Annotated in this window: 13 protein-coding genes; 4 read left to right on the plus strand and 9 right to left on the minus strand. The window is 41.5% G+C overall.

The window, feature by feature from the left end; all coding sequences use genetic code 11:
* Positions 1-6 precede the first annotated feature (6 nt).
* The 3 genes from hmpA to QUE46_RS15820 are packed head-to-tail and all read right to left on the minus strand — an operon-like array spanning position 7 to position 2,710.
* Positions 7-1,188 (minus strand): NO-inducible flavohemoprotein, encoded by a 1,182-nt coding sequence (hmpA, locus tag QUE46_RS15810; protein ID WP_055015478.1) that lies wholly within the window; start codon positions 1,186-1,188, stop codon positions 7-9.
* A gap of 20 nt (positions 1,189-1,208) precedes the next feature.
* Positions 1,209-2,441, minus strand: coding sequence for an NnrS family protein (locus tag QUE46_RS15815; RefSeq protein WP_286245554.1), 1,233 nt, complete (start codon positions 2,439-2,441; stop codon positions 1,209-1,211).
* Positions 2,441-2,710 (minus strand): hypothetical protein, encoded by a 270-nt coding sequence (locus QUE46_RS15820; RefSeq protein ID WP_055015480.1) that lies wholly within the window; start codon positions 2,708-2,710, stop codon positions 2,441-2,443. The genes QUE46_RS15815 and QUE46_RS15820 overlap by 1 nt, the downstream gene beginning before the upstream one ends.
* Positions 2,711-2,870: 160 nt before the next feature.
* Here QUE46_RS15820 and norR point away from each other — a divergent pair, with 160 nt between their 5' ends.
* Positions 2,871-4,427: a nitric oxide reductase transcriptional regulator NorR gene (gene norR, locus QUE46_RS15825; RefSeq protein ID WP_286245555.1), complete on the plus strand. Its 1,557-nt coding sequence runs from the start codon at positions 2,871-2,873 to the stop codon at positions 4,425-4,427.
* Here the strand turns inward: norR and QUE46_RS15830 are convergent.
* Entirely contained in the window at positions 4,420-5,319 is a 900-nt protein-coding gene (locus QUE46_RS15830; RefSeq protein WP_286245556.1) for a LysR family transcriptional regulator, read from the minus strand. The genes norR and QUE46_RS15830 overlap by 8 nt on opposite strands.
* 119 nt (positions 5,320-5,438) lie before the next feature.
* Between QUE46_RS15830 and QUE46_RS15835 the strand changes: the two genes are divergently transcribed.
* The gene (locus tag QUE46_RS15835; protein ID WP_286245557.1) at positions 5,439-6,005 is read left to right on the plus strand and encodes an NADPH-dependent FMN reductase; all 567 of its coding nucleotides are present in this window, start codon (positions 5,439-5,441) and stop codon (positions 6,003-6,005) included.
* A gap of 3 nt (positions 6,006-6,008) precedes the next feature.
* Here the strand turns inward: QUE46_RS15835 and QUE46_RS15840 are convergent, their stop codons facing one another.
* Positions 6,009-6,452, minus strand: coding sequence for a TerB family tellurite resistance protein (locus QUE46_RS15840; protein WP_286245558.1), 444 nt, complete (start codon positions 6,450-6,452; stop codon positions 6,009-6,011).
* 98 nt (positions 6,453-6,550) lie between these two features.
* On the opposite strand from QUE46_RS15840, the gene QUE46_RS15845 reads away from it, so the two are divergent.
* On the plus strand, positions 6,551-6,925 hold the full coding sequence (locus tag QUE46_RS15845; RefSeq protein WP_286245559.1) for a hypothetical protein: 375 nt from the start codon (positions 6,551-6,553) through the stop codon (positions 6,923-6,925).
* A 1-nt stretch (position 6,926) separates the two neighbouring features.
* Here the strand turns inward: QUE46_RS15845 and QUE46_RS15850 are convergent, their stop codons facing one another.
* Positions 6,927-7,520 (minus strand): hypothetical protein, encoded by a 594-nt coding sequence (locus tag QUE46_RS15850; protein WP_286245560.1) that lies wholly within the window; start codon positions 7,518-7,520, stop codon positions 6,927-6,929.
* Between the two features lie 43 nt (positions 7,521-7,563).
* Positions 7,564-8,550 (minus strand): hypothetical protein, encoded by a 987-nt coding sequence (locus tag QUE46_RS15855; RefSeq protein WP_286245561.1) that lies wholly within the window; start codon positions 8,548-8,550, stop codon positions 7,564-7,566.
* Positions 8,551-8,899: 349 nt separating this feature from the next.
* Between QUE46_RS15855 and QUE46_RS15860 the strand changes: the two genes are divergently transcribed.
* Positions 8,900-10,411, plus strand: coding sequence for a DUF3360 family protein (locus tag QUE46_RS15860; protein ID WP_286245562.1), 1,512 nt, complete (start codon positions 8,900-8,902; stop codon positions 10,409-10,411).
* A 73-nt stretch (positions 10,412-10,484) separates the two neighbouring features.
* On the opposite strand, the gene leuD is transcribed toward QUE46_RS15860, so the two are convergent.
* Positions 10,485-11,084 carry a 3-isopropylmalate dehydratase small subunit gene (leuD, locus tag QUE46_RS15865; protein ID WP_004589386.1) on the minus strand — a complete coding sequence of 200 codons (600 nt, stop codon included), beginning with the start codon at positions 11,082-11,084 and terminating at the stop codon, positions 10,485-10,487.
* Positions 11,084-12,484 carry a 3-isopropylmalate dehydratase large subunit gene (gene leuC, locus QUE46_RS15870; protein WP_286245563.1) on the minus strand — a complete coding sequence of 467 codons (1,401 nt, stop codon included), beginning with the start codon at positions 12,482-12,484 and terminating at the stop codon, positions 11,084-11,086. The genes leuD and leuC overlap by 1 nt, the downstream gene beginning before the upstream one ends.
* Between the last annotated feature and the right edge of the window lie 31 nt (positions 12,485-12,515).

Consider the following 12,515-nt stretch of genomic DNA (forward strand, 5'->3'; position numbering starts at 1 on the left):
CTTGGTTTATAAGTCTTGATGCGGGCCAAACACTTCGTAATAAATATGCTCGTTTTTAACGCCTAGCGCCAGTAACTGGCTTTTCACAAACGCCATAAACCCAGCCGGGCCACATAAGTAAAAATTGCCATTTGTAAGAGGTAACTGTGCTTTTATGGCTGTTAAGTCCATTAATCCTGTAAAATCAGCCCCTTCAGTACTTTGATTAAACCACGTCATAGTTTGCAAACAGTTATAACCCGTACTTAATTCATTTAAATACTGTGAAAACGAGTGTTGCTGAGTATTTTCGCACGCATGTAAATACATAATGTCTTGATTAGAGTTATCACTTAATAGCGTTTCGAGCATCGCAAGCATGGGCGTTTGTCCAACACCTGCTGAAATAAGTACCGTAGGTTGAGTACTATTTCGTAAAAAGAAATCTCCTGCAGGCGGGTATAGCTCAACTATGTCACCTTGAGCTAATGAGTGTAAATAATTAGACACCATGCCAGGCTTTGGTTGTAGCTCTTTTTTAACGCTAATACGGTAGTTTGTACCGTTACTTTTTTGCGAAATAGAATACTGGCGAATTTCTTCATATTCAACGCCCTCTGGTTTAACTTTTATGCCTAAATATTGACCAGGTTTATGAGTAATAACCGCTTTGCCATCTACAGGTGTGAGTGTAAAGCTTGTTACTAGCTCAGATTCAATCTGCTTATTGGTTATTTCAAATTGACGAGTACCCGCCCAACCACCCAGAGTGTTTTTACTATGCTCATACAATGCTGCCTCTTCGGTAATACAAATATCGGCAAGCAAAGCGTAAGCTTCACGCCAAGCGTATTCTACATCCGGCGTAAACTGCTCTGGTATTAACTCTTTTAAGGTGCCAATTAAATGAGCACCAACAATGGGATAGTGCTCTGGTAAAATATTTAAACTGGTGTGCTTATGATTAATGCGCGCTAATGCCTCTTTTAACACCGCTAAGTTATCAATATTTTGGGCATATGCCGCTAAGGCGTTAAACAAAGCAAATTGCTGACGCCCAGAGCTTTGATTCGCCATATTAAAAATATTTTTAAGCTCTGGGTTATGGCTAAACAAACGCTTATAAAAATGATCGGTAACAACCGTGCCGGCTTGCGCTAATAACGGAACGGTGCTTTTAACAATCTCAATGGTTTTATCAGATAACATAATGTATTCCTATAGGTAAACTAACCACAACGCCCATCAACACGACGCCGTGTTAAGATAGGTGTGCAGTAAATTAAAAATAATAAAAAAGCCACTAACCACAGCAAAGCACTTATCTGCCAAGCAAAGTGTGACCCAATGATTAAGGGAAGTATTGAGCGAGTAATAGCTGCCACCAGCACAAGAGCAAAAGCAACAGATATATACTTAGGGGTGCTAAGCGTACGCCCTGTATGACCAAGCGATACACGGGTCATCATGGCTAAAATCATCATCCCTATTGTGCCAATAGTGATAAAGTGGAGCGCATCTTTGAAGGGTATTACGTTTGTGTAAAAGCTAAATGCAATCATCATTAAGCCAACACCTAACGCAAAATAAGAAAAATGCAAAGACCATAATAAAGGGACTTTTAGCACTTTTGCATTCCACCAAAGCTTTGCTCGAATTAAGTGAAGCGCAGCAACTATTGCAACAATTAATGCAGGACTAATTGAGCTTAAAAATAACTTGCTGATAAAAAACAAAGTAATTGCCAGTATTGATAAATACAGCAGTGCTTTATCAATTTTAGGAGTGCGTACTTGCTCGCTAAGCAATAAACCTTTAGCAGTAAAAAAGGGGAGTACCCTTGCTGCAACAATACCAACCAGTAAGCTAATCACGAGTACCGCGGTGTCAACCACAGCCAAAGCAAGCTTCATGTTGTTATTTAAAACAAGTAGTAAATAAAGTGTATTGAGGGCGCACAACACACCTAAAATAGCTAAAAACTGATAGTTATTTTTACTGCGTGCTTTTAATAGCATATTAGCCAGCGCAGTAATTGCACCTATCCACCATGCTAGCTGCAACACAATAACAGCCAATAAATTAATATTGCCAACATCGGGCAGCACAATAAAAAAAGCTAAACGAGCACTTACCCATATTAAAGTAAGTAGCATAAGTGCTTTGCCACTTATACTCGGTATGCCCGTCCATGTTTGCGCTGCCGTAAGTAAAAAGCCCACGACAACAACCCCCGTAAAGCCAAACAGCATTTCGTGTGCGTGCCAAAGTGTAGCTGGTATTGTTAAATGCCAATTAGCATGGCCTGTTAAAATAAGTAACCAATAACCTATTGATAAAAATGCCAGCAAACCGCCTGCTAAAAAGTAAGGTCTAAATGCAAGCATCCATAACGGCCATTTAGTTACTTGATAAATAGCTATGCGCGCCGGCACTGGCTCTGTTAAGTTTAGTGGGCGCATTAGCGTACTTCCTGCCCTAAACCATGCTGAGCAACACAACGCAGTACATAACTAACTTTCAAAATAGCTGCCACTACAATAGTGCCAATATGCGCTGATATTTGTACCTGCATCGAAAAGTACTCTGCATAGGGGTAGCTAATTAAAATGCTCACAACCATACAAACAGCGCTCAACCCTAGTACGGCATTAGCAGTAAATAAAAGCGATTCAAAAAATGAGCCCAACTCAACATTGTTGTTTACATTTTTTAGCGTAAGTGTATTCATAACCACCTCAGTAACCATTAACGTTACTTAGCTATTACACATACTGTGCCAACAAAATAAAACTTTATTATTCAGCAAGTTAAATATAACCACTTTACAAAATGAGTCTTTATGACCTATTCTATTTTAAATCATAAAAACACATATGGGTCATTTTGACATGAACCAACAATTCAACCTCACCCAAGTAGCTTTAGAGCTTGCCCAAAGCACCCTGCACGAGCACAGCTTTGATCAATTACTGGCAACGGTTGAGCGTGTAATACCTAGTGATGCCAGTGCATTACTTGTCGTGCAGGGCGAGAAACTTAAACCCTTAGCCATTAAAGGTCTGATGCCCGACAGCCTTGGTAGGCGCTTTAAAATAGCAGAGCACCCACGATTAGCGGCCATTTGTAGTGCAAGCCACGCATTACAGTTTGCACACGACTGCCCCCTGCCCGACCCATACGACGGCCTACTACTGGCTAGAACAGGCGATATTCCCGTACATGCCTGTTTAGGCTTACCCCTTTATGATAAAAGCACTTTACTAGGCGTACTTACGTTCGATAGTCTTAACGCACATGCGTTTAACAGTATCAACGCAGATACACTAAACACCTTGCAAACCCTGTGCAGTGCACATTTTAAAACAGCCCTAGAGCTTGCCCATTACAAACACCATGCGCAGCACTCAAGTGCACTTGTGCAAGCACTAACGCAAGATGCACTTACTCGAGATGGCGGTGAAATAATTGGCCAAAGCCCACTTATGCAAACGCTTAAAAATGAAATAAAACTTGTTGCAGCCTCTAACTTTAGTGTATTGGTTTTAGGAGAGACGGGCGTAGGAAAAGAGCTAGTAGCGCGTAATATTCACTTAAATTCTGCACGTAAAGAGCAGCCACTCATTCATTTAAATTGTGCATCGCTTCCCGAAAACCTTGCAGAGAGTGAGTTTTTTGGCCATGCCAAAGGCTCTTTTACTGGCGCACAAAATGCTCGCCAAGGTAAGTTTCAGCTAGCTGACGGCGGCACGTTATTTTTAGACGAAATTGGCGAGCTACCATTGGCTATGCAAAGCAAATTATTGCGTGTGTTGCAAAGCGGTGAAATACAAACAGTAGGAGAAGACACGCCAAAGTATGTGGATGTAAGGGTAATAGCAGCTACTAATCGTGATTTAAAACATGAGGTAGCGCAAGGTCGATTCAGAGCCGACTTATACCACCGGCTAAGTGTTTACCCTATTACCGTGCCGCCACTTAATAAACGTGAGCACGACATAACCCTACTTGCTGGTTATTTTATTGAGCAAACAGCCCGTAAATTAGGTATTAAACAATTAAAGCTAAGCACTGAAGCGCAAGCATTGCTCAACCAATACAATTGGCCTGGTAATGTACGCGAGCTTGAACATGTTATTAGCCGCAGCGCATTAAAGGCTAAGCAAAGCCAATGGCAAAACCCTATAGTTACGATTACAAGCGAGCACTGCGATTTAACCCCACAGCTAAATAATACAGTGCAAGTTAACACGCAAAACACCATTCACACTAGCTATAACCAGCCATTAAAGCAGGCCGTTGAATCTTTACAATTTACAGTTATAACAGAGCAACTAAAACAGCATAATTATAACTGGGCAGCAACTGCGCGAGTGCTGGAACTCGATAGAGCAAACCTTGTACGCCTTGCTAAGCGTTTAGGTATTGAGGTTAAAAAAACTATTTAAGGGTTTGAGGCTTATTAAAGTGCGCTTTTAATAAGCCTGCAAATGCTTGTACTTTCGCGGTGCGATGCACTAAATGGTGTGTTACAAGCCAAACATCGGTGGGCCAACTCAGTTCACTATGTAAAATAGGCACTAAATCATTATATTGGGCTGCTACCCCATGTTGTAAACCGCCTATACCTAAGCCTTTAATTATGGCCCGTGTTGCTTCGGAGGTTTCTGAAACTCGTAACTTTATTTGCTGCGCCGGAATATGTTTATCGGCCCACTCAAAATAAGGAACGCGTGCATTAAAGCCCGCTACACCCGATACAAAGTTATGATGCTGTAAGTCACTCAATGTTTTAGGCATACCATACTTATTAATGTAGCGTTTATTGGCGTACAAGCTCGATGTAAGTTTAGCTAAATGCTGAGCTATATAATCCCCTTCATCTGGCCTTGGCCCTGCGCGCACTGCAATATGTGCTTGCCCATGATCTAGCCTTAACCGCTTTTGTTCTAAAATAACTTCTAGCTGTACTTGAGGGTGTAAAGCCTGAAACTTTTCGCAAACATCGCCCAGTACATCCATAAACCCACTTACTGTGGTAAGTAATAAGCTTCCGCGTAACGTACTGTCGGCAGCGGCAATATCGTTATGTAATTGCTCAAGTGATGAATCTATAGTTTGTGCTGCAGTAAATAATTTAGCGCCTATTTCAGTTACTTTATAACCCCGGGCATGGCGATGAAATAAACGTGTATCTAAGTTTTTTTCAAGGCTATTAATACGTCGAAGTACTGTGCTGTGGTGCACATTTAAAACCTCAGCGGCAGCCGTTAGCGTACCAAGCTTTGCAACTTCAAACGCTACTTTTACATCTTGCCAATCATCAAACTTTATTGCCATGCTACCCGCCTTCTATTAATGTGCATATACGCACATAAGTGTTGCGTTTATTCGTGTTTTCTACAAGCAAAAATTTGCTACATTAGTTACGTCATCAAAAACTTTAAAAGGCCAGTATCATGTCAGCACCTAAAATTATTGCGCTCGCGGGTAGCTTGCGTACACAAAGCTTTAATCAAAAACTAATTAACGAAGCAGCGCGCTTTGCTATGCAAACCGGTGCCGAAGTAGAAATAATTACACTCGCCGAGTTAAATTTGCCGTTATTTAGCGAGGATATTGAAGCGCAAGGCACACCAGCCGACGCCCAGCTTTTAAAAGATAAGTTACGCGCTGCTGATGGTATCTTACTGGCAAGCCCTGAGTACAACGGCTCAATTACTGCGGCGCTTAAAAATGCAATTGATTGGGCATCACGTACTGAGCAAGGTGCTGTGCCTGCATTTCGCAATAAAGTAGTGGCGTTATTTGCTACATCACCTGGTGGGCTTGGTGGCCTGCGCGGCTTAAACCATGTACGCGATATTTTAAGTGGTATTGGCTCGTTAGTACTTGCCGATCAGCTCGCTATCCCATCAGCATTCACAGTATTTGACGAAGATGGAAAAATTAGTGACCCAGCCACTGCAGAAAAAGTTAGCGTATTAACGCAGCAGCTCGTTTCTGTTGCTAGTAAATTAAGCTAATTTTTACGACTTTATCGCTGCTAATTTAGCAGCGATAAAATCGGTGTGCGCTACATATAAAAGTCCAGCCACTTTACGTATTACATACTCTTCTTGGGGATCTATCTCTCCATCGGCATACGCCAATCGCCATAATAGCTCAATTATTTCAATGCGCTGTGCCGCACTGCAGTGATCGTTAATCTGCTTAGAAAATTGAAAGTAATCAATAGCCCCATCTAAACTGCTTGCAGCATTGGTCGTGAGCTCTTCAACTTCTGAATCTGTCAAATTAAAGTATTTTTTTAAGGTTACAGTCAGGGTGTGTTGTTCATTATGGTCAAGCTTTGTATCAGCACGCATTACTTCAATAAGCAGCGCAGCAACCGCTGTTTTTAAATCATGCTGCTCTATGCTTGGCTGTTGCTCGTCAAAAGCGGCAAACAGTTGTTTTATTTGTTTGAACATCACATATTCTCTTTTTGGGTGTTAGACTTAACTTAAATACATCGTGCTTAATATTTTATTAATGGGTATTAAGTTCGCAAATTAAAGGATACATTTTTATGAAAGGCTTATACACACCGCATTTAGTTGTTGGCGCTGCATTGCTAGCCTTTTCTGGTATAGGGACCGCCTTTGCAGAAGTGGGCGAAAAAGAAAAATCATACGACTTTGACAATAAAGTGCATTATTACCAAACAAAAATTGGCGAAGACAACTATAAAATAGAAATACAATCAGACGATTACAAACACTTTGCTAATCAAAGTATGTTTTTACTGCGCCACGCAGACAGGCTATGCCGCGGCAGAACCTTTATGTTAAAAGTGCTTGAAGGCGTGCAAGAGTACGAACGCTTTCCTACTAAACCACGCGCTTATCAACCACCATTAAACGTTTTACTACAATGTGACGCACCCGAAAAAAAAGAAAAATAGTTTATTTTTCGTAGCCCCAAGGCGCAGCGGGTGGAGTAATTGGTTTAGTTAAATCAAAATCCACCTTAAACTCACGCCCTTGGCGAATTAGCCTATAAGTAAATACCTCAGGGTAAATATACATTTGCCATGTATTACCTGCCGACTGTGCAATACCTTGCTCTACAAATAATTCTTTAGAGTATTGATCTGCCGGAAAAGACTGCATTTGTGCAAAACCCGCATCAAGGGTGTGACCGCCATACATAGTTGAGGTATCGTCGCTACCATCTTTATGGCGATGATCGTGCTTTAAGCTCAAACCGCTGCCCGTTTTAGTAATGATCCATGTACGTGATGCATCATCTCCTACATGAAATGGGACTTGCAGCTCGCTATCGGTACATTTACGTACATGCATGATTAGTTTTTTATTATCAAATGAGCTTGGACCTTTTGCGTTATCTATACTTACTTTACCCTCAAACGCTTTGCCACAATGCGCGGCAATATTATTAAAAAACGCATCATGCGTTGGTATAGATACCAAAGGCGCAGGGCGTGCGATAGCCGCTGATGAGGCAAGTAATAACGTTGCTGCCGTTAATAATTTCATAAAGTACTCTTATAATAGTTTTTTAATACCATAGCGGTTTAAGCTAAAAATGGGAAATAGCTGCGACAAGTGGCTTTTCTGATCTATTTTTCATTAATGTTAAAAGTGAATGATGGAAGTCTTGAAAAATCACCTCACCCCATATTCGCGAGTAAACACCAAAATTTGTATTATCTTGCACGGTCGTTTTTAAAGTTAAAATGGTATTGCCGCTTTTATCTTCACTTAACTCATACCCACCGTAAAGAGGTGAAAAGTATTCGCCGCCTAGCTTTACGTGTTTATCGAGTGCATTATCGGGAATAGCATCAGGGTCTATCTCAAATCTATAAAGCATCTGTTTATTTGGCTGCCAATCCGTAATCACTTCTTTAAATGTAACTCCTTTTTGCCATTTACTCGTCCTAACTGCCCCAACACCCGTAGCATTCATATTTGCCTCTAAGGGTTTAGGTACACCTATCAACTGGGTAAGCGAAAATGGCAATTCTTGTGGCGCTATCGTGCATACATTAGCAAGCTGCTGCCATACACGATTTATAGGCGCTTCAATAATTATAGAATTAGTGACTTCGTACGTTTTTGATAAGTGTAAATAATTTACCTCAATAGGTGAGAGCAACACAGGAAGCAAAGCTATTGAAAGTAAAGAACGGTTAGCGTTTTTTGTTTTACGGTTTTTAATAAAGCCTGCCAGTAAACCGCCAATACTTGCAAAGAGCATAAAAGCAGGCAAAGCCATTGCCACACAAATACTGCCTTCCAGCAGTGTAATAACGCTTACAAGTAAAAAAACAAAAATTGGCTGCCAAGCAATTGTCACCATTTGCCTTTTAGTTAATGTTTTTGAGCTTTTAAATTCAAAATGAATACGAATATAGCCAATTGCAACGGGCACTAAAAACATAAAGGAAATAGACACAAGGCTACTTAAATTGTATGTATCAAGTAGATCTACAAACAGCCGCATAAATATGCCGTAAAGCGTACCGAGTAAAATACCTATTGATTTAGGAGATTGAATTTGCATTGTATTTCTTGTTATTTGAGTAACCATTGAACCTAGCAGATACGCTATTTCAGTTCAATTAAAATACACATGCCACTACTTAGACTAAAGGATAACAGCCCTACTTTTATAATGCTTCATCTAATTAGAACAAGCAGAAAAAACATAAGCACTTGATTTAAAATAAAATAAAGTTAAGTTCATTTTCTTGCTGAGAAATTCAACTCGCAGGTTTAGCGTTAAATAACGCCATACACGACCTTTTGCCTATACATTCCTGAGTAAAAGCTGATCTACCCTGCTCCTTCACTATTCATTTGCTTTAACAAAAGCCGTATTAATAAATAAGCAACGAGTAACAGGAGGGACTATGTCAGTAACCCCAAAGGGTAACGAGCCAGAAAAAACAAGCGCACCGCACGTAGATGATGCCAACAGCTATCAAAATAAGCATAAACCAAGTTCAGAGTTTAATACCCGCGACGAATACCTAGAACACGAGCTGCAAATTATGCAGCCTAAACGCTGGCGGCCTAATTTACCATTTAGAGACTACCGTTTTGAATTTGAAGACACAATTCCAGCCATGGCGGGCACCATTGGTAAAGTCGTTATGGTAGGTGCTATTGCCGCTACTTTTGCAGCGCCACTGGGTTTAAGCGATGCGTTTGTGTTAGAAAACGTACGCTATGAATTACTCATTGTTTCTATTTTTATTATTTTGTTTTCGGGCTTTATTTTACCCACGGCTAACTTAGCCGGTACTCATGGCCCACTTATTCCTCTTATTCCTATTGTGGTTGCTGCTGGCGGCCACCCTATGGCGTTTGGCTTACTTATTGGTGCCTTTGGCTTTATTTTAGCGATAACCAAAGGAGGGAGTTTGCTGGCACGCTTAACCAGTAAAGGTGTGTGCGGGGGCTTACTCATATACTTAGGCTTTATTGGGACTATTTCGCAAGTTAAAAAGCTGTTTTCATGGGCTGAGGCCATTGATATGGCGCACATTGCATTTATTGTTATTTTGGCCACCATTTTATTGTATGCGTTACTGGAGCATTTTAAAAAGCGCTGGCTTGCTGTGCCGCTTAGCTGCCTTATTGGCGGTGTGGTTGCATTTGCACTCGGTGCCCCATTTGAATTTAATACTGCACCGGGCTTACCAAATATGAACCCAGCTTATTGGTGGGGCGAAAACACGGGTTGGATGCTGGGCCTACCAACGCTTGAAAGCTTTGTGGTTGTGCTGCCGTTTGCGGTATTAGCTGTCGCTATGTGGTCACCGGATTTTTTAGGGCATCAAGTTTTTCAAAAAATTAGTTACCCACAACGTACTGAAAAAGTACAAATGAACATAGACGACACCATGCTAAGCGCATCAGTTAGACAAACCTTTGGCTCACTTGCTGGTGGTGCTAACTTTACCTCATCATGGGGGACTTACATTGTACCTGCTGCTATTGCTAAACGTCCTATTCCAGCGGGCGCCATTTTAACAGCCGTATTTTGTATTATTGCGGGTTTATGGGGTTACCCAATGGATTTAGCCATTTGGCAACCCGTGCTTTGCGTTGCGCTTATTGTAGGTGTGTTTATTCCGCTGCTTGAGGCGGGTATGGAAATGACACGCGAAGGTAAAACAACGCAATCGGCCGCAATTGTCGTATTTGCGTCAAGCTTGGTTAACCCTGCTTTTGGTTGGTCACTAACTATGCTGCTTGATAACTTAGGCTTAATTGGTTGTAAAGAGCGCAGTGCTAATTTAACTAAAATGAGCCGCTGGGTTATTCCGCTAATTATGTTTGTTATTTTAACTACCGTTATGGCTATTGTTGGTATGCTGCCAGGTATACCTGCGCTAATGGCTGATTTTAGACATTAATATTAGGATATAAAAAAGCGCGGCTGATATACTCAGCCGCGCTTTGTTTTCATATGTAATTAATTGCTTTTCGTTACTGCCAAGGGCGCTCAGCAGCAAGTTGTTTTTCAAACGCATCAATTTGTGGATTTAGCGTTTCGGTCACACCAATAAAATCTAAGCCACTTAATAAACGCTCTTTTACGTCTTTACGAATATCAAAACTAATTGGCGCAAACTTATCGCTTGTTAGTGTTTGGTTTTCAAGATCGATTTGAATGTTTATATCGTCGTGTTGCTCACTAAGTACAAACAATTGCTCAAGCGTATCAGCCGGTAGCGCAATGGCTAGCATTTGGTTGTTGCCACAGTTATTAAAGAAAATATCAGCAAAGCTTTCTGCTAAAATTACTTCAAAACCATATTGCTTAAGTGCCCAAGGTGCATGCTCACGTGATGAGCCACAACCAAAGTTGTCGCGGGTTAATAATATTTGCGCGCCTTGGTAGCATGGGCGGTTTAAAATAAAATCAGGATTTGGTTCGCCGTTTTCTAGGTAACGCCAATCGTAAAACAGTGCTGCATCAAAGCCATCACGGCTAGTAGATGTTAAAAACTGCTTAGGAATGATTTGGTCAGTATCTACATTGTTTTTATCAAGTGGGGCCATTAAGCCACTAAAAAATACGCTCATTAGGCTTCTCCTCTTATATCAACAAAGTGACCATGTATAGCAGCAGCGGCTGCCATTGCAGGGCTCACTAAGTGCGTACGCCCGCCACGGCCTTGGCGGCCTTCAAAGTTACGGTTAGACGTAGATGCACAGCGTTTGCCCGCTTCTAAGCGGTCGTCGTTCATCGCTAAACACATAGAGCAACCCGGCTCGCGCCACTCAAAACCTGCCGCTTTAAAAATATCGGCTAAGCCTTCGTCTTCTGCTTGCTTTTTAACAAGGCCAGAACCCGGTACGATTAGCGCTTCTATGCCAGCCACTACCTGTTTGCCTTCAACAATTTTTGCCGCGGCACGTAAATCTTCAATACGGCTATTAGTACACGAACCAATAAAGACTGTATCAACTTTAGCGCTTGATAATTTATCGCCGGCTTTTAAGTCCATGTATTTAAGAGCACTGCGTATAGCGTCGGCTTTAATTAAATCAGGTTCTTGATCAGGGTCGGGTATGCATTCATCAACGCCAATGACTTGCTCAGGGCTTGTGCCCCAGGTAATTTGCGGCTGAATGTCGTCGGCTTCAAGCTCAACACTTAAGTCAAACTCAGCGCCTTCATCTGATTTTAACGTTTCCCAGTATTCAACTGCGGCGTCAAAATCAGCGCCTTTAGGTGCAAATGGGCGACCTTTTAAGTAATCATACGTAATTTGATCTGGCGCTATTAAACCTGCTTTTGCACCCATTTCAATACTCATGTTACATAGCGTCATACGGGCTTCCATTGAAAGTGCTTCAATGCCTTCACCACAAAATTCGGCAACATAACCTGTGCCGCCAGCTGTACCTAACTTACCAATAACCGCCATAATTAAATCTTTAGAGGTTACCGTTGGGCGAAGCACGCCGTTAATTTGAATTTTTAACGACTTTGCCTTTTTTTGCTGTAGCGTTTGCGTTGCTAATACGTGCTCCACCTCAGACGTACCAATACCATGCGCTAATGCGCCAAACGCGCCATGCGTAGAGGTATGGCTATCGCCACATACAATGGTAGTGCCAGGCAAGGTAATACCTTGTTCAGGCCCCATTACATGCACAATACCTTGGTTAATTGAGTTTAAATCGTAAAGTACAATGCTAAACTCTTTACAGTTTGCATCTAGCGCCATTAACTGGTTTTTAGAGACTTCACTTGCGGCATCAAGTGATCGGCTTTTAGTCGATACGTTATGATCCATCGTTGCAAAGGTTTTTTCTGGGCAACGTACTTTACGGTTTTTTTCACGTAAGCCTGCAAAGGCCTGCGGTGATGTAACCTCATGCACTAAATGGCGGTCAATATAAAGTAAATCAGTTTGCTCGTTTATGCTGGCAACCGTATGTGCTTGCCAAATTTTGTCGTATAACGTTTGGGCCACTTGCTAATTCCCTACTCTGTTAAGTCGCAGC

The sequence above is a fragment of the Pseudoalteromonas sp. MM1 genome (genome assembly GCF_030296835.1).
Taxonomy (GTDB): Bacteria; Pseudomonadota; Gammaproteobacteria; order Enterobacterales; family Alteromonadaceae; genus Pseudoalteromonas.